This window comes from Paenarthrobacter sp. MSM-2-10-13, assembly GCF_011605365.1.
Classification (GTDB): Bacteria; Actinomycetota; Actinomycetes; order Actinomycetales; family Micrococcaceae; genus Arthrobacter.
This window is the reverse complement of sequence record NZ_JAAOXO010000001.1, coordinates 914,865-938,128: the sequence shown is the minus strand read 5'-3', so window position 1 is coordinate 938,128 and position 23,264 is coordinate 914,865. Positions and strand designations below refer to the sequence as shown.

The 23,264-nt window shown below is 61.8% G+C and carries 19 protein-coding genes; 4 read left to right on the top strand and 15 right to left on the bottom strand.

Going from position 1 to position 23,264, the window contains the following annotated elements:
- Positions 1-3: 3 nt before the first annotated feature.
- From HAV21_RS04485 to HAV21_RS04450, 8 genes are all read right to left on the bottom strand, one after another.
- Complete coding sequence (locus tag HAV21_RS04485; protein WP_166840620.1) at positions 4-858, bottom strand: shikimate dehydrogenase; 855 nt, start codon at positions 856-858, stop codon at positions 4-6.
- The gene (gene mltG, locus HAV21_RS04480) at positions 855-2,648 is read right to left on the bottom strand and encodes an endolytic transglycosylase MltG (RefSeq protein ID WP_166840618.1); all 1,794 of its coding nucleotides are present in this window, start codon (positions 2,646-2,648) and stop codon (positions 855-857) included. The genes HAV21_RS04485 and mltG overlap by 4 nt, the downstream gene beginning before the upstream one ends.
- The gene (ruvX, locus tag HAV21_RS04475; RefSeq protein ID WP_166840616.1) at positions 2,645-3,235 is read right to left on the bottom strand and encodes a Holliday junction resolvase RuvX; all 591 of its coding nucleotides are present in this window, start codon (positions 3,233-3,235) and stop codon (positions 2,645-2,647) included. Before ruvX ends, mltG begins: the two co-directional genes overlap by 4 nt.
- 2 nt (positions 3,236-3,237) lie before the next feature.
- On the bottom strand, positions 3,238-5,916 hold the full coding sequence (gene alaS, locus HAV21_RS04470; RefSeq protein ID WP_166840614.1) for an alanine--tRNA ligase: 2,679 nt from the start codon (positions 5,914-5,916) through the stop codon (positions 3,238-3,240).
- 114 nt (positions 5,917-6,030) lie between these two features.
- Complete coding sequence (locus HAV21_RS04465; RefSeq protein ID WP_208095847.1) at positions 6,031-6,261, bottom strand: hypothetical protein; 231 nt, start codon at positions 6,259-6,261, stop codon at positions 6,031-6,033.
- A 48-nt stretch (positions 6,262-6,309) separates the two neighbouring features.
- A complete protein-coding gene (locus tag HAV21_RS04460; RefSeq protein ID WP_142939072.1) occupies positions 6,310-6,684 on the bottom strand; it encodes a DUF948 domain-containing protein in 375 nt (124 codons plus the stop codon).
- Between the two features lie 158 nt (positions 6,685-6,842).
- Positions 6,843-7,463, bottom strand: a complete 621-nt coding sequence (gene rpsD / locus HAV21_RS04455) for a 30S ribosomal protein S4 (protein WP_142939071.1) — start codon at positions 7,461-7,463, stop codon at positions 6,843-6,845.
- Between the two features lie 204 nt (positions 7,464-7,667).
- Positions 7,668-9,161: a replication-associated recombination protein A gene (locus tag HAV21_RS04450; RefSeq protein ID WP_166840612.1), complete on the bottom strand. Its 1,494-nt coding sequence runs from the start codon at positions 9,159-9,161 to the stop codon at positions 7,668-7,670.
- Positions 9,162-9,202: 41 nt separating this feature from the next.
- Between HAV21_RS04450 and HAV21_RS04445 the strand changes: the two genes are divergently transcribed.
- Positions 9,203-9,802, top strand: coding sequence for a Vms1/Ankzf1 family peptidyl-tRNA hydrolase (locus tag HAV21_RS04445; RefSeq protein WP_166840610.1), 600 nt, complete (start codon positions 9,203-9,205; stop codon positions 9,800-9,802).
- Between the two features lie 26 nt (positions 9,803-9,828).
- On the opposite strand, the gene HAV21_RS04440 is transcribed toward HAV21_RS04445, so the two are convergent.
- From HAV21_RS04440 to hisS, 3 genes are all read right to left on the bottom strand, one after another.
- Positions 9,829-10,611, bottom strand: coding sequence for a GNAT family N-acetyltransferase (locus HAV21_RS04440; RefSeq protein WP_166840608.1), 783 nt, complete (start codon positions 10,609-10,611; stop codon positions 9,829-9,831).
- Positions 10,612-10,698: 87 nt separating this feature from the next.
- Positions 10,699-12,492 (bottom strand): aspartate--tRNA ligase, encoded by a 1,794-nt coding sequence (aspS, locus tag HAV21_RS04435; protein WP_142939067.1) that lies wholly within the window; start codon positions 12,490-12,492, stop codon positions 10,699-10,701.
- Between the two features lie 109 nt (positions 12,493-12,601).
- Entirely contained in the window at positions 12,602-13,951 is a 1,350-nt protein-coding gene (gene hisS / locus HAV21_RS04430; protein WP_166840606.1) for a histidine--tRNA ligase, read from the bottom strand.
- A gap of 205 nt (positions 13,952-14,156) precedes the next feature.
- Between hisS and HAV21_RS04425 the strand changes: the two genes are divergently transcribed.
- The 3 genes from HAV21_RS04425 to HAV21_RS04415 all read left to right on the top strand — a co-directional run bounded on the left by HAV21_RS04425 (position 14,157) and on the right by HAV21_RS04415 (position 17,373).
- Entirely contained in the window at positions 14,157-14,951 is a 795-nt protein-coding gene (locus tag HAV21_RS04425; protein ID WP_208095845.1) for a peptidylprolyl isomerase, read from the top strand.
- Positions 14,952-15,017: 66 nt separating this feature from the next.
- On the top strand, positions 15,018-16,658 hold the full coding sequence (locus HAV21_RS04420; protein WP_166840604.1) for a DUF349 domain-containing protein: 1,641 nt from the start codon (positions 15,018-15,020) through the stop codon (positions 16,656-16,658).
- 103 nt (positions 16,659-16,761) lie between these two features.
- A complete protein-coding gene (locus HAV21_RS04415) occupies positions 16,762-17,373 on the top strand; it encodes a hypothetical protein (RefSeq protein WP_142939064.1) in 612 nt (203 codons plus the stop codon).
- A 22-nt stretch (positions 17,374-17,395) separates the two neighbouring features.
- On the opposite strand, the gene HAV21_RS04410 is transcribed toward HAV21_RS04415, so the two are convergent.
- The 4 genes from HAV21_RS04410 to yajC form a co-directional block, all read right to left on the bottom strand.
- A complete protein-coding gene (locus HAV21_RS04410) occupies positions 17,396-19,789 on the bottom strand; it encodes a bifunctional (p)ppGpp synthetase/guanosine-3',5'-bis(diphosphate) 3'-pyrophosphohydrolase (RefSeq protein ID WP_024816847.1) in 2,394 nt (797 codons plus the stop codon).
- A 165-nt stretch (positions 19,790-19,954) separates the two neighbouring features.
- On the bottom strand, positions 19,955-20,950 hold the full coding sequence (secF, locus tag HAV21_RS04405) for a protein translocase subunit SecF (RefSeq protein ID WP_142939063.1): 996 nt from the start codon (positions 20,948-20,950) through the stop codon (positions 19,955-19,957).
- Positions 20,950-22,701 (bottom strand): protein translocase subunit SecD, encoded by a 1,752-nt coding sequence (gene secD / locus HAV21_RS04400; protein WP_142939062.1) that lies wholly within the window; start codon positions 22,699-22,701, stop codon positions 20,950-20,952. The genes secF and secD overlap by 1 nt, the downstream gene beginning before the upstream one ends.
- 114 nt (positions 22,702-22,815) lie before the next feature.
- Positions 22,816-23,199 carry a preprotein translocase subunit YajC gene (gene yajC, locus HAV21_RS04395; RefSeq protein WP_024816850.1) on the bottom strand — a complete coding sequence of 128 codons (384 nt, stop codon included), beginning with the start codon at positions 23,197-23,199 and terminating at the stop codon, positions 22,816-22,818.
- Between the last annotated feature and the right edge of the window lie 65 nt (positions 23,200-23,264).

Sequence of the window (23,264 nt, the reverse complement as noted above, 5' to 3'; positions counted from 1 at the left end):
CGTCTAGAACACTCGCCGGGGAAGCCCGACTGAGTCGCACATCACATCTATGACGGCGGCGTCGACGTCACAGCCGCTAAAGCGCCTGATCTGCTCGGCCGCCTGGTACATCAGCATCTCCAGGCCCGGGACCACCGCTCCCCCATGGCGTTGCCACACTTCCGCCAGGCGGCTTGGCCAGGGATCGTAAGCGACATCCAGCAGGACCCCGGCGCCGCTGCCGGGCAGCGCCGCCAGCTCCTCCGCCAAGGAATCGGCGGCACGGGGTGGAAACGTGGAGATGACCAGGTCCGTCCCGGCCACAGCAGATGCCGCTTCCGTCAAGGGCCGGACGGCAAGGGAAATTCCGGCGGCGGCCGCGGCGGCTCTCGCATCCCCGGCCCGTCCCGCATCACGAACGAAAACGTCGACGTGGTGGGCGCCTAGTTCCTGCGCAGCAGCGACGGCCGCAGCCGATGTGCCGCCACCGCCAAGGATGGCCGCATGAGGTGCGGCAACCACGCCCGCATAGCGGACCGCTTCGACGATGCCAGCCACATCGGTGTTGTACCCCACCCGACGCACCTGTCCGGCGTCGCGCTCGAAAACGACTGTGTTGATGACACCAAGATGGGCGCCGGCGCCGCGGACTTCGTCCACTTCCTTGACCATGGCCGACTTCAACGGCATGGTCACTGAAAGGCCGCACCAGGCGTCATCACCGCGAAGTGACTCCATGAACGATGGGAGCCTCTCAACAGTGACGTCGATCGCCGAGTAGTAGATGTCCACACCCAACTTTGCATAAGCAGCGCAGTGCAGTGCCGGAGACTTCGAATGTGAAATCGGGTGCCCCAGGACTGCGGCACGACGACTCACACACACCGTCCCGCATTAGCCTGGCACCACGCGTTGTATTGCTCAACATAGGTGTTGTGCTCAGCCAACGTCTTGGAGAACTTGGTCTCCTTGGTGTCCAGGTTGATGGTCACCCAGTAGAGGTAATCGTTCTGGGTGGGTTTGGCCGCAGCATCAATGGCCGTTTTGCCCGGCGAGCCAATGGGCCCTACCGGAAGCCCAACGTTGGCGTAGGTGTTGTAGGCGTTGGACTTATCAGCCTTTTCCTCCTCAGTGAGGTGGAACGACTTCTTGCCCAGACCGTACGTCACCGTGGCATCAGACTGGATCAGGCCGCTGGTCTCAACGTTGTTGGGCTTGAGCCTGTTGTAAATTGCTCCAGCCACGTTTCCGTAGTCCGCCTGACCACCTTCGGCCTGAACAATGCTGGCGATGGTCACGGTGTCGTACTGCTTGGCGGGGTCGGTAACGCCTTGGGCCTTGAGTTCATCGAGGGTGGTGGTCACCAGCTTCCGGATGATGTCCTTGGCGGATGTACCGAGTTCGAACCGATATTCGCCCGGAGCGAGGAAGCCTTCCAGGCTCTTGGCCTTGGGGGGAACACCAAACTGCCCGGGTGCCTGATTCAAGGCGTTGAGCTCCTGCATGGGAATGCCCGAACCCTTGGAGATAGCCTCCAGGGATTCATTGATACGCAGGCCCGCGCTCAGCGCAAAGTACATCACCTTGGATGCGTCCTTGTTCACCAGGACGGCCACAGCATCCGAATTCTTCATCTCAGTCCGGAAAGTGAAGGATCCAGGCGAGAGTTCGCCGCCTTCGTTGAGGAACTCCTTGACGAAAGCATCGGAATCGGCAACCACGCGATTTGCAACCAGATCGTTTGCAACAGCCTTGGGACCGGAGCCTTCGGGCACCGTGATGGTTACCGACCCCGTGCCCGGGCCGGGGTAATCAGTCACTTTGTCCATACCCAGCAAGGGCTTCAGGAACTGCGCACCAATGGCTATTGCGGCTACGAAGACACCCAGCGTGATCAGAAGAGCCACAACACGACGCCGACGCCGGGCTCTTTTCGCGGCAGCCTTGGACGCCGGACTCGCCGCGGAGGCAATGAGGTCATGGGGGTGCTCGTCATGAAGAAGAACGTCATTGTGGAGTTCGTCATGGATGCCGAGCTGGTAGTGGGCATCGTGTTCAGCGTACTCGTGGCCGTCGGCGTGTGCTTCGGGATGCTCTGCCGAAAGGGCTTCATGTTCCACATCACCGTGATGGGCATCATCGGGGTGAAGATTACCGTGCGGAGTATCTCCGTGATCAACCCCGCCCTGCTCGAAAGAGGGGACGTGTTGCTCCTGATCGTGTTGTTCCTGGACGTCTTGTTGCTGGCGGTCCTGCTGATGCCCATAGGGCTCATCGTGCGCTTCAACCATATGAACCGGGGCATCATCAGCCACAACAACAGGCGACTGGGCCTGCGACGGGGACGCTGCGGACGTTGGCGGTGCAACTGGAGTCGGCGGTGCAACTGGCGTTGGCGGTGCCACAGGCGTTGGGGGTGCAACAGCGGCAGGAGTATCCGCCGGGGCGGGCTTAACCCCCGGGGCAGGCTGTACCGCAGGGACTGGTCGGGGCAACTCGGGCTCACCCTCCGCCGAGGGAGTCGCCTCCCCCGGAGTCGCTTCGGGAACGGGTACCACATTGTGGTTCTGCGTGGCGAGGAATCGTTCACGCGCCCGCAGCTCTTTGCGGGTGAGCGGCATACCGCCGCCGGCGGTGCCGCTTGAGGGGTCGTTGTTGACCGGGCTCACAGTTGCAGTCCCCTCTTAGAAGAATCGGATTCACTACCGGAGGCAGCCCGCAGCGTTGGGGCACTGCTGGGTTTTTCGGACTGCACCGGTGCCTGCACTCGGCGGCCAACGTCCGTTCCTCTGGCTTTTTGCATGTCGATTGCGTGCTGCAGTATTCCAGCAGCGGCAACCTGATCAACCACTTTACGGTGGTTCTTGCTGCTCATGCCAGCTTCGTGCAGGTTGCGGTGTGCCGTAACAGTTGAAAGTCGCTCATCGACGAGGTTTACGGGAACGTCCAAACCAGCACGTTGAAGCTCGCTGGTAAGGAGATCCGCATAGTCCATGGCCATCTGCGCGGACGCACGTTCCTCGCCCTTCATGGTGCGGGGAAGGCCCACAAAAATCTGTACCGCCGGCAGTTCGACAGCGAGTTTGACGACTACCCGCACATCGGAATTTTTCTTGCTGTCCCGGCCAACCGTCTTGAACGGCGTGGCCAGGATCCCGTCCGGATCGCAGATGGCCAGACCCACCCGAACGGTACCGACGTCTACCCCCAGCTTGATGCCATGGGGGTAGACGTCACTGTCAGAACTGGAATCCACCGTCAGCGCTTGGCAATCGCATCCACCACCGCTGTGAGGGCCTCAGAGACCTTCCCAGCGTCGGTGCCGCCGCCCTGGGCGACATCGTCCTTGCCACCGCCGCCGCCGCCGAGAATCCCTGCTGCCAAACGCACCAGCGCTCCGGCCTTTACCCCTGCTTCGCGGGCAGCCTCGTTGGTGGCAATCAGTATGACGGGACGGTCATTGCTGACACCTGCAACAGCCACGGTGGAGGCTTCCGAGCCAAGACGATTGCGGAGATCGAGGGCAAGGTTGCGCAGATCATCAGCGCCGCCCACCTGGCCGGCGTCGTGGGCTACAACCCGAACACCGGCAGCATCCTTGGCAGTACCCGTAAGGTTTGCGGCCGCTGCGGCGAGCTGCTCTTTGCGGAGGCGATCAAGCTCCTTCTCCGCAGCCTTGAGCTTGTTCAGGGTGCTGGAGATGCGGTCAGCAAGCTGTCCGGATGGAACTTTCAGCAAATCCGTAAGCTCGGAAACCAGAGCCCGCTCTGCCGCCAGATGGCGGAAGGCGTCCAAGCCAACAAAGGCCTCAACACGGCGGTTTCCCGAGCCAACAGACTGCTCGCCCAGCAGGGAAAGGCTGCCGATCAGGGACGTATTTGCCACGTGGGTACCGCCGCACAACTCACGGGACCACGCGCCGTCGATCTCCACCACGCGCACTTCGCTGCCGTAGTTTTCCCCGAACAAAGCCATAGCGCCCAGCGCCTTGGCTTCGGCGAGCCCCATCACCTTGGTGTCAACCCGGTAGTTATTCCGGATGGCGATGTTGGAGACCTCTTCAATTTCAGACCGCGTTGCTGTGCTGAGGCCTTCGCCCCAGGCGAAGTCAAAGCGCAGGTATCCGGCCTTGTTGAAGGAACCGCGCTGGGTAGCTTCAGGGCCGAGGATCTGGTGCAATGCAGCATGCACAATGTGCGTGCCGGTGTGGGCCTGCTCAGCAGCGTGACGACGTTCACGATCGACGGCGGCGCGCACCAAGGCATCGGAAGCGATCTCACCTTCGCGGACAATCGCCTTGTGCACGCTGAGCCCCTTGATGGGACGCTGCACGTCCAGGACCTCCACCACGAACCCGTCACCGGTGATGAGGCCGGTGTCAGCAGACTGGCCACCAGCTTCGGCATAGAACGGGGTCTCGTTGAGGACAAGCTCGATTTCCTCGCCGGTGGAAGCGTGGGCTACCGGCCGGCCACCGCTGACGATGCCGCGGACCTTTGCTTCGCCCTCAAGTTCGTTGTATCCGGTGAAGACCGATTCGCCCTTACCCAGAAGCTCCTGATAGGCGCTGAGGTCGGCGTGGCCACCCTTCTTGCCCTTCGCATCGGCTTGGGCACGCTGGCGCTGCTCGAGCATGAGAGCACGGAAGCCTGCCTCGTCCACCTTGAGGCCGGCTTCCTCGGCCATTTCCAGGGTCAGATCGATCGGGAATCCGTACGTATCGTGCAAGGCAAAGGCGTCAGCACCGGAAAGGGGAACGCCGGCAGCCTTAGACTCCGCTACAGCATCTTCCAATCGTGCCGTACCTGAAGCGATGGTGCGCAGGAATGCCTTTTCTTCGGCGTAGGCAATGCGGCTGATGCGCGCGAAGTCGGTCTCCACCACCGGGTAGACACCCTTCATGGCGTCACGGGAGGCAGGGAGCAGCTCCGGCAGGCAGGCTTTTTCGACGCCGAGCAGGCGCATGGCGCGGACGGCGCGGCGAATCAGGCGGCGCAACACATAGCCGCGGCCTTCATTGGACGGTGCGACGCCATCAGCAATGAGCATCAGGGCAGAACGAATATGGTCACCAACAACGCGCATGCGGACATCGTCGGTGTGGTGCGGATCATCCGGGGATTCAGCTGAGGTGTACTCGCGGCCGGACAATTCAGCGGCTTTATCGATCACAGGACGGACCTGGTCGGTCTCGTACATGTTTTCAACACCCTGGAGGATCATCGCAAGACGCTCCATGCCCAGGCCGGTGTCGATGTTCTTCTGCGGCAGTTCACCGACGATGTCGAAGTCCACCTTGGAGCGGACGTTTTCGATCTGGTACTGCATGAACACGAGGTTCCAGATTTCGATGTAGCGGGTTTCGTCGGCCAGGGGGCCGCCTTCGATGCCGTAAGCAGGGCCGCGGTCGTAGTAGATCTCAGAGCAGGGACCGGCCGGGCCGGGCTGTCCGGTGGACCAGTAGTTGTCGGCCTTGCCCATGCGCTGGATACGCTCGGCAGGAATGCCGGTGTTCTTGAGCCAGAGTTCTTTGGCTTCGTCATCCTCTTCGTAGACAGTCACCCAGAGGCGCTCGGCAGGAAGTCCGTAACCGCCGTCATCAACGCTGGTGGTCAGCAGCTCGAAAGCGAACTTGATGGCGTCTTCCTTGAAGTAATCTCCAAAGGAAAAGTTGCCGCACATCTGGAAGAACGTGCCGTGGCGGGCAGTCTTGCCTACTTCTTCGATGTCTCCGGTGCGGATGCACTTCTGGACGCTTGTGGCACGGCTGTAGGGAGGCTCTTCGCGCGCAGTGAGGTAGGGAATGAAAGGCACCATTCCGGCCACAGTGAAGAGAAGTGACGGGTCGCTGGAAACGAGCGACGCGGAGGGAACGGCGGTGTGGCCCTTGTTGACAAAAAAGTCCACCCAGCGCTTGGTGATCTCCTGCGACTTCATTAGCTGATTACTTACCCTTCTCAATTCACTGCACACGATGTGCGCGGTACCGGCTGGTGCCGTTCCGCAGCTTTCCATTCTGCCCTGTTGAGGGCGCGGGGGCGAACCGCTCCGCTAGAGCCGCGACGATACGGCGTCGTCGATACCCAACGCGGCCCGCAATTCCTCTTCGCGTTGGTGCGTCCCCGTACGCACCGCATCGGCAAAGTCGAACAGGCCATCAGCCATCCGGCCAACAGCCCGGTTCAGCCCTTCCGGACCAAGATTGGCCTGGGCTTCGGTGATCTTACGGAAGGCGATGACGCCGATGGCGACGCCGATGCCCATCCACACAATTCGTTTCATGAGGTCTCCCTGTAGTTCAGCGGCTGATTGGGGAAGCGGCTGGTTGGGTCAGCGGCTGCGGCGGCCGGAGGAGGTGGTGCGGCGTCCAGCAAACGCCGAACGGACGCCGTAGCTGAAGGCAGCCACCTTAATCAAGGGTGAACCTACCGTTGCTGCTACAAGCGAGGACAACGCGGAGATGTTGGCCGAGGCATCAGAGACGTTGGAGGCAATGCCGTCAACTTTCTTCAACTGCTGGTTGGTGGTGGTCACCGTGGCAGTCACTTCATCCATCAGGGGCGTGGCGCCATCGCTGATGGAACGGATGGAGGTCCGCACTTCGTCAAAAACGCCACCCAGCTTCAAAATGGGCACGGCCAAAAGCAGGACGAGGAGTGCAAACACTCCTGCTGCGATGAGGCCGGCGATGTCGCCACCAGACATAGAACTCTTCTCCTTGGATCGTTTCGCTGCCTCGCACCAGCCGATTCCGGGCTTTGGGCAAGGCCTCCCCCAGTACCTTACCTATATTGGCCCGGTACCTTACATACAAAGAAGCCCGCGGCGTGTGCCACGGGCTTCTCTGTATGCGCTGCTGAAATTTAGCGAGCGTAGAATTCGACGACGAGCTGCTCTTCACAGATCACGGGGACCTCGGAGCGCTTCGGGCGACGAACCAGGCGGGCCTGGAGGGCGTCAATCTTGACGTCCAGGTATGCCGGCACGTTGTTGAGCACGTGTGCGCCAGCAGCTGCCACCTGGAACGGGGGCATAACCTCGGAGCGGCTGTGAACGTGGATGAGCTGGCCTTCGCCAACGCGGAAGGACGGGCGGTCCACGCGGACGCCGTCAACCATGATGTGGCGGTGCACAACCAGCTGGCGGGCCTGTGCGATGGTGCGGGCGAAGCCTGCACGGAGCACCAGGGCGTCCAGACGCATTTCGAGGAGCTCAACCAGGTTTTCACCGGTGAGGCCCTTGGTGCGGCGTGCTTCTTCGAAGGCGCGGGTCATCTGGGCTTCGCGGATGCCGTACTGGGCGCGCAGACGCTGCTTTTCGCGCAGACGTACGGCGTAGTCGGAGTCCTGCTTCTTGCGGGCACGGCCATGCTCACCGGGGCCGTACGGGCGGCGCTCCATGTACTTGGCGGCCTTGGGGGTCAGAGCAATGCCGAGTGCACGCGAAAGACGTGCGGTACGGCGAGCACGAGTGTTGTTAGCCACTTGTGTCCTTCCAATTACTGCGGTGTGTCAGTGTTACTGGCCTCCATCAGGGAGAGCATCGGCCAACCGCTACCTCTTGCTACTAGCCCGGGCGCACAGCTCTATTGAAGGAATCTTCAGTGGGATTGTGCGTCAGGCCATGCCAGACAAGGATCAAGCCTACCATGGGCAGGGCTATCATCTGCAGGCGTCGTGATCAGGGCCCTACTCCCCGCGCACGATTTTGCGGAGCCGTTCCAGCCTGGCGGCGATATCGCGTTCGGCTCCGTTACCAGTGGGTTGGTAATAGTCCTTACCCACCAGGTCATCCGGTGGATACTGCTGGGTTGCCACGCCGTGTGGTTCATCGTGGGCGTACTTGTAGCTCTTGCCGTGACCCAACTGCTTTGCCCCCGGGTAGTGCGCATCGCGCAGGTGCATGGGGATGCCACCGCCGAATCCGGCACGAACATCTGCCACGGCTTTGTTCAAACCCATGTACGCGGCGTTGGACTTGGGTGCTGTGGCCAGGTGAACCACCGCCTCAGCCAGCACAATCCTGCCCTCCGGCATGCCGATCAGTTGCACTGCCTGCGCTGCGGCCACCGCGGTCTGCAGCGCCGTGGGATCGGCCATTCCAATATCTTCCGCAGCGGAGATCACGATCCGCCGTGCAACAAACCTCGGGTCCTCACCGGCTTCAAGCATCCGCGCCAAATAATGCAAAGCAGCATCGACATCCGAGCCCCTAATGGACTTGATGAACGCGCTGGCCACATCGTAGTGCTGATCGCCGGCGCGGTCGTAGCGAACGGCCGCAGCATCAAGGGCACGTTCTGTGTGGCGGAGCTCCACCAGCACGGGAGCCTCAGGAAGGCTGTCCTTCGCGAGCCCGGTTTCGCCGTCGGTGTCGCTGAACTCATCAGTTCCTGTCGAATCGTCGTCGGAAATCTCGACGGCGGCTGAGTCACCGAAGGCTACTCCGGCAGCGGCTTCCAACGCTGTCAGAGCCCTCCGGGCGTCCCCTCCGGAGAGGCGGACCAAATGGTCCAGCGCCTCGGAACTGAGTTCAACGCGGCCGGCAAGGCCACGGGCGTCAGCCACGGCCCGCTGCAGCAAACCCGAAATGTCGTCATCGGTGAGCGGCTTCAGGGTGAGCAGTAGCGAGCGGGACAGGAGTGGCGAGACCACGGAGAAGGACGGGTTTTCCGTGGTGGCCGCCACCAGCACCACCCAACGATTTTCCACACCAGGGAGCAGGGCATCCTGTTGGGCTTTATTGAAACGATGGATCTCGTCGAGGAAGAGCACGGTGGTCTTCTTGTAGAGGTCGCGGGCAGTCAAGGCATCGTCCATAACGCGGCGAACATCCTTGACGCCGGCGGTGATGGCAGACAATTCAACGAACTTACGCCCCGGTCCGCGAGCAATGACATGGGCGAGCGTCGTCTTTCCAGTGCCGGGTGGACCCCACAGGATGACCGAACTTGGGCCCGCCGGGCCTGCGGCATCAGCACCCGCGGCCAGCTGCCTCAACGGCGAACCCTGCCCCAGCAAATGCTGCTGCCCCACTACCTCGTCAAGAGAACGCGGGCGCATTCTGACGGCGAGCGGACTCCGCTGGGAAGCCATCCAGTGAGCATCGGAGGGACCCCCTGACACGGGCAGATCCTCGGACTCGTCGTCATCCACTGCACCGGCACCAAAGAGATCTTCCACATGGATAGGCTACTCATAGTTCCAGCAAAGGAGACATCGACGTGGATCGCCGATCATCTGCCCCTCGTCAGAGGCCCGGCAGCCGGACCGCTTTGGTACCCGCGGACAGATTGCAGGGCTGGGTGGACCGTTTTGTGGCGAGCCATGGTCCTGTTGGCGAAGACCTCGACGACGGCGGGGTACTTCTGAGGGCGGCCGATGGTGCGAGTGCGCTCCTGAAGGCACCCTGGCCCGCCGACGGGCGTCCTGGCCGGGGAACAACCGAAGTGGCCCGCATGGCTTCGCTGGCAGCCCAGGAACGGGGGCTTGGCTTGCTGCTGGTACGCAAGGGCGGTTACGCCCTGGCCGCCGCTAGCGGGTCCGCCATCCTCGCTTCGAAGAGCGGCAACCGATTCCTCGACGCCAAGGCCACGGCAGAACACGCTGCGCGCATTTTCAACGATCACCGCGTTGAGTACATTGTCCCGGGCGGCGACCGCGCACTGGTGGATCAGGTTCTTGCCCAGCCCCTCCTTGGCACCATTGCCGGGCGTACGCGCCTGGCCTTCCTGGACGTTCAGGCTCCAAAGGCATCAGTGCTGGCAAAGTGCGCTGCCGACGCCTGCGCCGTCCGCATTACGGTGACTGATCCGCCGGCCTGACACCAGGCGGAGGAGCAGCCGCGGAACTAGCAGCCGCTGGACGCACGCCTCAGAGGTGCCTGCCGGTACAGGTAGCTGCCGTAGTCAGTGAAACCGGTGTGGGAGTAAAGCCGCTGTGCTCCGTGATTGGCCTCGGTGACCAGCAGCCAGAATCCTTCAAGATCTTGATGGGTCCCTGCGTTCAACAACGCCGCCAGAACCGTGGTCCCGTATCCGCGCCTCCGGTGCCCTGTTGACGTCGCCATGCTGTAAATCCCGCCCCAGCCACCAACCAAAGCGAGTCGTCCTACGGCGGCCGGGACGCCGTCGTCGTCCCTCACCAGTGCGTACAGCGCAGGGCAGGCGCTGAGAATCCTGTGAGCGACCGACAGTTCAGCGTCGCCTCCCCGGCCGTCGACGGCCCACCACACCCGTAGCCATTCCTCGGATGGTTCATCAGTGATTTCAACGTCCCGGCCGGAGGAGTCCACCGGCAGAGATTCCGTGCCCCGGACCATGATCTTCGTTGCCGACTGCCGCGTGTAGCGCTGCCTATCCAGGTAGGCATTAAGGGCGGCGCTGCGGGAGTCGTCAAAGACCTGAAAGATCAAGGGAATCCGGCGAAGCCGGTACCACTCCGCCGCAGCACGTACGGACTGCGCCATGCCCGGGCTTTCCTCCTGCCCACCGGCAGGGTTCCTTGGCCACACCGAATTGGCCCGCTGGGTCACACCGCCCGAAGCACGCAGGACCCACTCCCCCGTATCTTCACGTTCCAGCGCAGGCCAGGCCTTGTCCATGAGGGATTCCAAAAATGCTTGCTCCACCATTCAGCGGCACCTTTTCGTCAACAGGAGGGTTTCGGCGGCGGGAACACCAAAGGCCCCCCACCGTGGTGGAGAGCCTTTGGCTACCGTTTACTCGGACTTCGTGTCCGGCTTGGCGGCAGGCTTGGCCTCGGGCTTGAAGTCGACGCCCGCTTCCTTGCGCTGCTGGGGAGTGATCGGTGCCGGCGCAGCTGTCAGGGGGTCGTAGCCGTTGCCCGATTTCGGGAAGGCAATGACGTCGCGGATGGACTCCACTCCGGCGAGCAAAGCAACCACACGGTCCCAGCCCAAGGCCATTCCACCGTGCGGAGGCGCGCCGTACTTGAAGCCTTCCAGCAGGAAGCCGAACTTGGTTTCAGCGTCTTCCTTGTCCAGGCCCATGAGCTGGAAGACGCGTTCCTGCACTTCGCGCTCATGGATACGGATGGAACCGCCGCCGATCTCGTTGCCGTTGCAGACGATGTCGTAGGCGTAGGAGAGAGCGGACTCCGGGTCCTTATCAAAGGTGTCCAGGAACTCCGGCTTGGGCGAGGTGAAGGCGTGGTGAACAGCCGTCCATTGTCCCCCACCCACCGCGACGTCACCGGAGGCGACAGCTGCGGCAGCGGGCTCGAACATGGGAGCGTCCACGATCCAGACGAAAGCCCAGTCCTTGGGATCGATCAGGCCGGTACGGTGACCGATTTCCACTCGCGCAGCACCGAGCAAGGCGCGGGCTGCGGACTTCTCGCCGGCGGCGAAGAAGATGCAGTCGCCGGGCTTGGCGCCAACGGCGTCCGCCAGACCTTCGCGCTCGGCGTCAGTAAGGTTCTTGGCCACCGGGCCAGCCAATTCGCCGTCTTCCTTGAAGAGGACATAGGCCAGGCCCTTGTGACCACGCTGCTTGGCAAATTCCTGCCAGCCGTCCAAGGTACGCCGCGGCTGGGAAGCACCGCCCGGCATGACCACGGCGCCAACGTACGGTGCCTTGAAGACGCCAAAGTTGGTGTCCTTGAAGAACTCGGTCAGTTCAGTCAGCTCGACGCCGAAGCGCAGGTCAGGCTTATCTGAGCCGTACTTGGCCATGGCGTCCAGGTACGTCATGCGGCGGATCGGCGTGGGGATCTCGACGTCGATCAGCTGCCACAACGCCTTGACGATCGCTTCACCGAGCTCAATGACATCATCTTGGTCAACGAAGCTGGCTTCGATGTCCAACTGCGTGAACTCCGGCTGACGGTCGGCACGGAAGTCCTCGTCACGGTAACAACGGGCAATCTGGTAATACTTCTCGAAGCCGCCCACTTGGAGGAGCTGCTTGAAAAGCTGCGGCGACTGCGGCAGGGCGTACCAGGAACCCGGGGCAAGACGAGCCGGAACCACGAAGTCGCGGGCGCCTTCCGGCGTCGAACGCGTCAGCGTAGGTGTCTCAATTTCGACGTATCCGCGCTGGTGCAGCAGTTCGCGTGCCACACGGTTTGCCTCTGAACGCAGGCGCATGTTGCGTGCGGGGCCGGGGCGGCGAAGGTCAAGGTAACGGTGCTTGAGCCGGGCTTCCTCGCCGACCTCCACGTGCTCGTCAATCTGGAACGGGAGAGGCTCGGAGGTGTTGAGGATAACAACGTTGTCCGCGATAACCTCGATGTCGCCCGTGGCCAGAGCCGGGTTCTCGTTGCCTTCAGGACGCTTGTTGACGGTACCCGTCACCTGCAGCACGTACTCGTTCCGAAGGCCGTGGAAGACCTCTTCCTCACGGACAACCACCTGGGCGACACCGGAGGCATCACGCAGGTCAACGAATGCAACGCCACCGTGATCACGGCGGCGGCCCACCCAGCCGGCCAGGGTAACGGTTTGTCCAATGTGCTCGGAGCGAAGGGATCCGAGGTCATGTGTGCGCAGCACAGCATTCCTTTCAGCATGAAATTTAGAGGGACCGCTGCAAAGCGGTCCCGTCCGAGTTTACCCGCCCCGGCCACGGCTCCCGCCACAACCAGGGAACAGTGGTTGGCGCCTAGCTGGCCGTGGTGATCCGGACGTGCAGATCCTCTTCCGACGGTGCCCAGCTCGCAGGGTCCGCGTCTACCTGCTCGCCGGAGCGGATGTCCTTGACCTGGTGCTTGCCGTGGTCGTCGGTGAACCACACGAACGGAATGCCGCGACGGTCCGCAAACTTGATCTGCTTGCCGAACTTCTCCGCTTTGGCGGCAACTTCCGTGGCAATGCCGCGGCCGCGCAACTGGGCGGCGATGTCCTGCGCCGCGTACCAGCTGTCATCTGAGTTCAAGGCAACCAACACCGCCGTGGGCACCGATCGGGAGGCCGTGGCCAATTCCTGGCTGAGGATGCGGGACACAAGTCGGGTCACGCCAATGGAAAGGCCGACGCCGGGGAACTTGCGGTTGCCCTTGCTCGCCAACGCGTCGTAGCGGCCTCCGGAACAAATGGACCCCAGCTGCTCGTGGCCCACGAGCACCGTCTCAACAACGGTTCCGGTGTAGTAGTCCAGGCCGCGGGCAATGCTGAGGTCGGCAATAACCTTGCCAGGGGCCCGCTGGACGGCAGCCTCAATAACCTGCTGAAGCTCATTCAGGCCCTCTTCCAGGAGGTCGTCCTTGACTCCAAGTGCACGCACTCGTTCCACGAATGAGGTGTCTTCCGTTCGGATGCCAGCCAATTCCAGCGCCAATGCAGCCTGCTCGTCCGTGGCTCCGAGCTCACTCTTCAGCAGCTCAGCCACCTTGGCGGCGCCGATCTTTTCCAATTTGTCGATGCTGCGCAGCACCCCGGCCGTGTCAGTGAGCCCAATGCCGCGATAAAAGCCTTCGGCCAGCTTGCGGTTATTGATCCGGAGCCGGAAGTCCGGGATCGGCAGGGCGCTCAGAGCTTCGGCGATCACCAACGCAATTTCGACGTCGTAGCGGAACTGCAGTTCGCCGTCGCCCACAACATCGATGTCTGCCTGGGTGAACTCACGTGCGCGGCCTTCCTGGGGCCGCTCCCCCCGCCAGACTTTCTGGATCTGATACCGGCGGAAGGGAAATGCCAGGTACCCCGCGTTCTCCACCACGTAGCGGGCAAAGGGGACGGTCAGGTCGAAGTGGAGGGCCAGGGCGTTAGGGTCGGCCTTGTTCGATGTGGCGTCCTCACCCTCATCGTCCTGGAGCCTGCTCAGGCCATAGACCTCTTTGTCGATCTCGCCTTTGCGCAGCAGCTGGCCCACTGTCTCAACCGCACGGGTCTCAATGGAAGAAAAGCCGTGCAGTTCAAACGTCTTCCGGAGCGTATCCAGCACATGGAGTTCCACCAACCGCTCCTGGGGAAGCCACTCGGGGAATCCGGACAGGGAGGCGGTACGTGCCATGGTGGAAAGTCTCCTCAAAAAAGGCTGACGCTGGCATCACACCGCAGCTTTAAACGCCCTTTCGGCGTTTACAGGGCGGACGACCAGCCGGTCATGCATAAACTATGTGCGGCAGCCAGTTTATGCTTTCCGCGCGTGCACATCTAATGCAGCATGCCCGGTTCCTGTCGGCCGCCACCAAAAGTGGACACAATCAGGAGGACTCTTGGCAACAAGGTCGCGGGATGACCGCGAAGCGAAACGGCGCATCAGGCAGATGGAAGCCAAGCGTGCCCTGCGGCAGGAACAGGGCAAGCGACGCAAACGCGACAACACCATCGCCGCGAGTGCAGCCGGCGTGGCGGTTGTGTTGGCCGTAGTGCTGCAACTGACAGTCTTCAGCTCCAACCCCACCGAGGCGGAGTTCGCCGCTGCCGAAGCAGGGCTCAGCTCACCGTCCGCTTCCCCGGCAGCATCGAACAGCGCCGACGTACCCGGCCCGGAAACGGCTGCTGGAAAGACCTTCACCGGCGAACTCGCCTTGAACAGTGGCGTACTCGGCATCGAACTGAACGGAACTGCGGCTCCGCAGGCTGCTGCCGTCTTCAAGTCCCTCAGCGACGCCGGCTACTACAAGGGAGCGTTCTGCCACCGGTTGACCACATCCGAAACATTCGGACTCCTTCAATGCGGCGCCAAGACCGAAGACGGGTCCGAAGACGGAAATTACCGGTGGGGCCCACTGGAAAATACTCCCGCGGACAATAAATACCCCGCGGGGACGATTGCCGTGGCACGTACCGGCAACAACGCTTACGGCAACGGACACCAATTCTTCATCGTCTACAAGGACACCACCATTCCGGCTGACACTGCCGGCGGTTACACCGTAGTGGGTAAGGTGACCAGCGGCCTGGACGTCGTTGCCAAGATTGCGGCAGCAGGCCTTAAACCCGGTGAAAACGCCAGCGACGGCGCCCCTGTGGCACCTGTCACGATAGACTCGTTTTCTCTGAAGTAACCAGCTCCAGGCCCGGCCCGGAGTGCATTACCTGAGCAGTTCCCTCCAAGCGAAAGACTTTTAGCGGTGACAGACAGTCAGAAATCCGACGAAACAGCAGTAGTGGCCAACGAAGAAGCCGTCGAGGCAACCGGCAACAACGGTTCCGGCGCGCCGGCTCCCGGGGAGAATGCTCCAGCCAGCGAGGCACCTCAGGCAGACGCAGCCGCTCCAGCCGACGAGGCAGCTCAGGTGGCTGGGGAAGCTCCGGCCGACGACGCAGCCGAGTCAGCTCAGGCAGCCGAGGAAGCTCCGACTGCCGGGGAGATCACGGAGGAAGCGCCGACCGCCTCGCCCGCAGCACCGGCTGCTCCTCGTCCGACGCCGACGCCGGCGCCCTCCCCCGCTGCTTTCGCTGCCCGCCCCAAGGCTCCCGCCGCCGTCGTTCCTGCTGCACCCGCGGTTTCCGCGGCCTCGCTCGCCGAGGCAGCCAAATGGGGACGCGCCGAGGGTGACGGCCATGTGTTCCTGACATTGGACGGCGAAGAAATCGCCGTTGGTCAGTACCCCGGCGTCAGCAAGGACGAGGCACTTGGCTACTTCGCCCGCAAGTTCGACGACGTCATTGCGCAGGTTGTTCTGCTCGAACACCGCGTGGAGTCAAAGGCCCCTGCCACGGACATGCAGAAGACGGTCACACACTTGCGTGAGCAGCTCGCGGAGCGCAACATGGTGGGCGACATCCGTGCTGCCGAGGCCCGCTTGGATGCTCTGTCAGCCCAGATCGTTGAACTGGAAAAGTCGGAGAAAGCCGCCCACGATGCAGTGCGCGCCAGTGAACTCGCAGCACGCGAAGCAATCGTTGCCGAAGCTGAGACAATAGCCGGTCAGGACCCCGCGCAGATCCAATGGAAGACCTCCAGCGCACGAATGAACGAGTTGTTTGAAACGTGGAAGGCCGCGCAGAAGAGCGGGGTCAGGCTCGGTCGCAGCAACGAAGATGCTCTGTGGAAGCGCTTCCGTTCGGCTCGGACGGTCTTTGATCGTCACCGCCGCGCCTACTTCTCCCAGCTGGACAGCAATAACTCCGCTGCAAAGTCCGCCAAGGAAGCCCTCATCGCAGAGGCCGAAGCACTCTCCACCTCCACTGACTGGGGATTCGCCGCAGGCGAGTACCGCCGGCTGATGGACCAGTGGAAGACCACTCCTCGGGCAAGCCGCAAGGACGATGACGCACTGTGGGGCCGCTTCCGCGCCGCCCAGGACGTCTTCTTCAGCAACCGCCAGGCCGCCAATGACCAGATCGACCAGGAATACACGGCGAATCTGGTCGTGAAGGAACAGTTGGTGGCTGAAGCGCAGGCACTCCTGCCCATCAACGACCTCAACGCTGCCAAGAAGGCCCTCCAGTCAATCCGGGACCGTTGGGAAGATGCCGGCAAGGTTCCCCGCGCCGATATGGGCAGGATCGAAGCCGGGCTTCGCAAGGTTGAAGACGCTGTCCGTGAGGCCGAGGAAGACAAGTGGCGCCGGAGCAACCCGGAAACCAAGGCCCGCACCAACAGCGCCTTGTCACAGCTCGAATCAGCCATTGCGGGCCTCAAGGACGATCTGGAGAAGGCTGAAAAGGCCGGCGACCAGCGCCGGATCAAGGCCGCGCGCGAAGCCCTGGAAGCACGTCAAGCATGGCTCGATCAGATCCAGCGCTCCGCCAGTGACCTCGCTTAGCGATTTCTGAGAAGGCACTTTTTCTGCAGGCTCCGCCCCGGGTTATCCACATAACCCGGGCGGAGCCTGTACTCGTAAGGTGGCCACGCGGAATGATCGGTGAATGGTCCTCGCTGTTACCGCCCCCCAATTGCAGGAGCCGGTCATATCCGAGCTCTATTCCCCCAGCCGCATCTTCTCGTGGAACGAACTGCAGGGCATGGCATTCGATGGCATCCTGCTGCCCCTCTACGGGAAGAGTTATGCCTCACCTGGTGTGACTGTCACCCACCGCCTCAGAGCCCGCGCAGCGGCCCTTACACTCCCGGAACGCATCCGAACCAAGGTTGTCGCCGGTCGGCTCACAGCAGCGTGGATTTACGGTTGCGCCAAAGCACCCGAGCACCTGTCTCTGCTGGTTGACGCGAAACACCGCATCTCCAGCATGCGGGGCAGCATCGCATGCACCCTGCACGAAGTCCGGCTAGGTCAGATGGACGTCGTCAGCCTGGGAGGAATGCTGGTCAGCAGCCCGCTTCGGACCGCAGCTGACATCGCCCTCCATGTGGAAACTGACCGGGCTCTACCTGCGCTGAAGCGTCTTCTGGCACGGGAAGAGCTCGGCATCAAGCTCCGGCTGCTCGTTCTGGCCGTCGAAGCGAGTCCGCGCGTCCCTCACAAGAGGCGGGCCCTGGCCACCCTGGCTCAACTTGCCTCACCAGAGCCCGCTAGCTGAGACCCTGACAGCTGAGACCCTGTTAGCTGCGCCTGCGGTTTCCAGTGGTCCTATAAACGTCGAAAACTCCGTCGATCCGGCGGACGGCGTTCAAGACGTGGTGCAGATACTTGGGATCACCCATCTCGAAGGCAAATTTAGAGATTGCCACCCTGTCACTGGAGGTATGCACCGACGCTGCCAGGATGTTGACATGATTCTCGGACAAAATGCGGGTGACATCCGACAAAAGGGACTTCCGGTCCAGGGCTTCTACCTGAATTTCCACGAGGAAAACACTGGACTGGGTGGGTGCCCACTCAACTTCAACAATTCTGTCCGGCTGGTCCCGGAGACCCGACACATTGGTGCAGTCCGTCCGGTGGACAGAGACTCCTGAACCACGGGTCACAAAGCCAAGAATGGGATCCGGCGGTACCGGGGTGCAGCACCGGGCCAGCTTGACCCAGACATCGCCCACACCCCGCACAATGACGCCGGAGTCAGAGAACTTCGACTTCGCAACCTGGGTGGGGATACTGACTTCGTCCAGGTCTTCGTCGGGTGTCTCATGACCGCCCAGGTGCTCAACGAGCTTTTCCATGACCGACTGAGCTGACGTGTGCCCGTCACCTACGCCGGCGTACAGCCCGGAAATGTCAACGTAGTGGAAGTCCTCTGCCACGGCGGACAAAGCATCGTGCGTCATCAGGCGCTGCAGGGGCAGGTTCTGCTTGCGCATGGCCCGGGTCAGCATGTCCTTGCCACGCTCAATCGCTTCTTCGCGGCGTTCCTTGGTGAACCACTGGCGAATCTTGTTGCGTGCACGGGCAGATTTGACGAAGTGCTGCCAGTCCTGGCTGGGGCCGGCGCCTTCTGCCTTGGAGGTGAAGATCTCAACCCAGTCGCCGTGGTTGAGCTCGCTGTTGAGTGGAACCAGCTTCCCGTTGACGCGGGCGCCGATGGTTCGGTGGCCCACCTCGGTGTGCACAGCGTAGGCGAAGTCCACAGGAGTTGACCCGGCCGGAAGGGCCATGACCTCGCCCTTGGGGGTGAAGACGAAGACTTCGCGGGCGTTGATCTCGTAGCGAAGTGAATCAAGGAATTCTCCGGGATCGGACGTCTCCTGTTGCCAATCAACCAGCGACCGCAGCCAACCCATGTCACCGTCACGCGGGCTGCCGGGGCCCTGTGCGGTCCGGTTGGGTTGATCCTTGTACTTCCAGTGGGCTGCCACACCGTATTCTGCACGCCGGTGCATCTCGTGGGTGCGGATCTGAATCTCCACGGGCTTGCCGCCGGGGCCAATCACGGTGGTATGCAGGGATTGGTACATGTTGAACTTGGGCATGGCGATGTAATCCTTGAACCGGCCCGGAAGCGGGTTCCACCGTGAATGCAAAGTCCCCAGCGCGGCATAACAATCTCGCACGGAATCCACCAGAACCCGCACGCCCATGAGGTCGTTGATGTCGTCGAAGTCCTTGTCGCGGACGATCATCTTCTGATAAATCGAGTAGTAGTGCTTGGGCCGGCCTGTGATGGTCGCCTTGATCCGAGCGGTCCGAAGGTCATCAGCGATCTGGTTGCGGATGACGCTCAGGCTCTTTTCGCGTTCTGGAGTGCGGTCGCCCACCATTCGCACGATTTCCTCGTACACCTTGGGGTACAGCGCTGCGAAGGAGAGGTCTTCAAGTTCCCACTTGATGGTGTTCATACCCAGGCGATGCGCCAGGGGTGCGAAAATCTCCAGAGTTTCGCGGGCCTTGCGTGATGAGGACTCCGCGGAAACGAAACGCCAGGTCCGCGCATTGTGGAGGCGGTCCGCCAGCTTGATCATCAGGACGCGAATGTCCTTGGCCATCGCCACGACCATCTTACGAACGGTCTCAGACTGGGCAGCCTCACCGAAACTGACTTTGTCCAGCTTGGTGACACCGTCCACCAACATGGCAACTTCGGGGCCGAAGTCCCGTGTCAGGTCAGCCAGTGTGTACGGGGTGTCCTCCACGGTGTCGTGGAGCAACGCAGCCGCCAGGGTTGTCCCTGTCATACCGAGTTCAGCCAGGATGGTGGCCACTGCCACCGGATGGGTGATGTAGGGATCACCACTCTTGCGCTTTTGTCCTTGGTGGCTCTGCTCTGCCACCGCGAAGGCGCGTTGGATCAGATCGAAATCCTCTTTGGGATTATTTGCCCGGACTGTACGCAGCAGTGGTTCCAAAATGGGCGAGTAAGGAGCAATGCCCCGGCCCGTCAGGCGGGCAAGCCGGGAGCGGGTGCGTTCCCTCCGCCCCGGAAAGGTGGGACGCACGCCGGGAGCATCGACCGGAACCGCAGCAGCAGTCCGTCCGGGCACACTCGTTGCCGGAACTGCCACAGCTTTGCGGCTGTCATCCCCGCCCGCCGGTGGTGCCGACGTCGCACGTTCTTCCACAGAAGTACCCCTCACAAGCGATTTAATTCTCCCAGTCTATTCCCGCAGGTGAATCCTTCTGCAACCGGGCAGCACATGACGATGACACGGGCAAGTCAAAGAGCCGGCCTCCGCACTGATGCGGGGACCGGCTCAAGGCAACCCAACTAGCTGTTCGGGCTAAGTTCAGACCTGGACTGTGGCTTCATTCCTGCGGTGAGCCACCTTCTTGGCTTGCTTCACCAGTTCAGGCTCGCCCTGCCGCAGCCAAGCGTACAGCGGTGCGGCGATGAAAATCGTGGCGGCAGTACCGATGAGGATGCCCACGAACAGTGCCAAGGACAGGTCCCGCAGCGTGCCGGCACCCAGGAGTCCGGCCCCAATGAAGAGGATCGCCGCAACCGGAAGGATAGCCACCATCATGGTGTTGATGGAGCGGACCAACGTTTGGTTGACAGCCAGATTGACCTCTTCGCTGAACGTGCGGCGCGTTGACGTGGAAATGTCCGCGGTATTTTCACGGATCTTGTCGAAGACCACCACTGTGTCGTACAGCGAGTAGCTGAGGACGGTCAGGAACCCGATGATTGCCGACGGCGTGACTTCAAAATCGCTCAGCGCGTAGACACCCGCCGTGGTGAACATCGTGACGAGCATGCCAACAAGTGCGGACAGCGACATCTTCCAGGTTCGGAAGTACAGCGCCATCAGGACAGCGGCCAACCCAACAAAGACCACCAAACCAATAAGGGCTTGACGCGTCACGTCCTGGCCCCAGGTTGGTCCCACGAAGTTGGACGTTACCTCGTTCTCGGTCACCCCGTAGGCGCTTGTGAGACCGTCTTTGATGCGGTTCGTCTCGTCGTCGGTCAACTGGTCCGTTTGGATGCGCATGGTGTTGCCTGCCACGTTGGCAACGCGCGGGATGGCTCCGGGCACGACGTCATGAACAGCCTTCTCGCCGAGTGCCGCATCCGTGGTGCTCACGTTTGAAACAGTGAATTCGGAACCGCCACGGAATTCGATTCCGAGGTTGAAGCCGCCCTTGGCGACAGGAACCAGGATGGAGAGCGCTACGGCGACCGCAGCGATGATGAACCAAATCTTCTTCGACTTTACGAAGTTGTACGAGCGCTTGCCCGTGTAGAGCTCATGGCCGAAGGTTGCGAAGCTCGTAGTCATTACTTCTCCTCCTTGGTGCCGTTCGAAGTACCAGTGAGCTGGCCCTTCTCGGCAAGGCGCCTCTCGGCAATGGTCATGCGACGTTCGGCTTCGGCAGCCGCACCGGTGTTGCGCGGGCGGACCACAGCGGGCTTTTCGTCCGGCGTGCGTAGCCGGCCGGCGCCACGGTAGAGCGGAACTGCGCCGAGACGGTCGGGAGAAAGCCCGGAGAAACGGTGTCCTTCACCAAAGAACTTGGTGCGGGCCAAAACCTGCAGCATGGGGTGCGTAAACATGAACACCACCAGAAGGTCGGCCAGGGCGGTCAGGCCAAGGGTGAAGGCAAAGCCGCGGACGTTGCCAACAGCAACGAAGTAGAGGACCAGGGCCGCGAGGAGGTTGACGGCCTTGGAGGCCAGAACTGTCCGTTTGGCACGCTTCCAGCCGTTCTCGACAGCGGAAACCAGTCCACGGCCCTCGCGCAGTTCATCCCTGATGCGCTCGAAGTAGACAATGAACGAGTCCGCGGTCTGGCCGATGGCCACAATCAGACCAGCCACACCGGCCAGGGACAGACGGTAGTTTTCCGTCCACCCGAGGATGGCGATCGCCAGATAGGTCAGCACACCCGCCACCACAAGGGATGCGATGGTCACGAGCCCAAGGGCACGGTATTGGAAGAGCGAGTAGACAACAACAAGCAACAGGCCGATCATCCCTGCAAGCAAGCCGAGGCGAAGCTGGTCGCCACCCAGCGTCGCGGAGATCTGCTCTTGTGACTGGATCTCAAAGCTGATGGGCAGGGCGCCGTAGCGGAGTTGATCGGAGAGGGCCTTTGCCGACGCCTGGGTGAAGTTACCAGTGATCTGGGGCTTTCCATCAGTGATCACAGCCAAGGCGCGCGGGGCGGAAAGAACTTTGTCGTCCAGGACAATGGCGAACTGTGACTTTGGATCATCAGTACCCTGGGCCTGCGCCGCAGCGTAGAACTGGTTGAGGCGTTCGGTGACTGCTTTGAACTTTGCGGTTGCATCCGCGTTGAACACGATGTTCACGCCCCAGGAATTGGTCACGGAGCCCTGAGCGCCCTGAACCTGGGTAAAAGTGGAATCGCTGATGTCCTGGCCTTTGACCTCCACGGGCCCAAGGATGTACTTGATTGCCGGAGTCTTGTCCGTGGCTGCCTCGCAGGTGACCAGCGGTTTGGCGGGATCCGAACGATCACGTTTTTCCGGTGACGGGTTCACACAGTCAAGCGCTTCGAATTCCCGGACAATGTCCGCGGTGACCCAGTTGATGTCGCTGGCATTCGCCGGCTCCGCCGTGGGCTTGGGAAGCTGGTCCTCAGGTGTGCGCTGCTCCGCAGGAACGGCTGCCGGGTCGCCATAAGTGATGACTGGGCGGAAGTTCATGTCAGCCGAAGCTTGAATGAGGTCGCGGGTCTCCTTGGAAGGCGTACCCGGAAGACTGACCACAACGTTCCGGCCGGACTGGGTGCTAATTTCAGCTTCGGCAACACCGGAGCCATCCACACGCTGCCGGATGATGGCTACTGCCTGGTTGAGTTGCTCCTCATTGATCTCGCTGGAACCCTCTACCCGGGGGGCCAGAATCATCTGGGTTCCGCCTTCGAGGTCCAGAGCGAGCTTGGGAGCCCAACTGGCGTTGCCAGTCACTACTCCGCCAGCCAGGACAGCGGTTAATACAACGAAAATTGCTCCAAGCCAGGTCAGCACCCTGCGGGCTGAGTTTTTGGGGCCGGTCCGTGCCATTATCGATCTTCCTGTTATCGCCGGACAGCCGCCGGCCGACGCTGGTAAGCGTCTGCCGGCGGCTCTCCGCTGCCGTAGAAGTTGCCTTGCGCGGTGTCGCCGCGACTGACGGTGCTAGTTGTCCTTCTTGTCCTCTTTGTTGAGGCGCGCGATGGTTTCTTCCGGGGTCTCGACGGCGGCAGGAGCTTCCGTCTGCGCGGCGGTCAGGGATGACGCATCATCCGGAACAACGGGCGCTTCCTCGGGGGTGGTCTCGACCACCTTGGTGACAGCCTGACGGTGAACCGTTGCCTGGTTACCCGGCGAAAGCTCAATCACGACTTTGTTCTCGGCTTCGTCGATGGACACGATGCGGCCAAAGAGACCGAAGCTGGTCATGACGTCAACCCCGGGAGCGAACTTTGACTGCATCTCAGCCTGCTGCTGCTGGGTCTTCTTGTTGCGGCGGAACATCATGAAGACAAAGAGTCCCAACATGACGAACAGCAATATGGTCATTGGATCCACAGGGAAGTTCCGTTCTGTACTTACGTTTTGGTTCACGGCAACGTCCCTGGCAGATC

Coding starts and splice junctions, on each gene's coding strand:
- secF (WP_142939063.1), bottom strand. CDS start 20,950: ATGACTACGAGCTTCGCAACCTTCGGCCATGAGCTCTACACGGGCAAG.
- alaS (WP_166840614.1), bottom strand. CDS start 5,916: ATGAAGTCGCAGGAGATCACCAAGCGCTGGGTGGACTTTTTTGTCAAC.
- HAV21_RS04415 (WP_142939064.1), top strand. CDS start 16,762: ATGGTCCTCGCTGTTACCGCCCCCCAATTGCAGGAGCCGGTCATATCC.
- HAV21_RS04465 (WP_208095847.1), bottom strand. CDS start 6,261: ATGAAACGAATTGTGTGGATGGGCATCGGCGTCGCCATCGGCGTCATC.
- yajC (WP_024816850.1), bottom strand. CDS start 23,199: ATGACCATATTGCTGTTCGTCATGTTGGGACTCTTTGTCTTCATGATG.
- hisS (WP_166840606.1), bottom strand. CDS start 13,951: ATGGCACGTACCGCCTCCCTGTCCGGATTCCCCGAGTGGCTTCCCCAG.
- HAV21_RS04460 (WP_142939072.1), bottom strand. CDS start 6,684: ATGTCTGGTGGCGACATCGCCGGCCTCATCGCAGCAGGAGTGTTTGCA.
- HAV21_RS04440 (WP_166840608.1), bottom strand. CDS start 10,611: ATGGTGGAGCAAGCATTTTTGGAATCCCTCATGGACAAGGCCTGGCCT.
- secD (WP_142939062.1), bottom strand. CDS start 22,701: ATGGCACGGACCGGCCCCAAAAACTCAGCCCGCAGGGTGCTGACCTGG.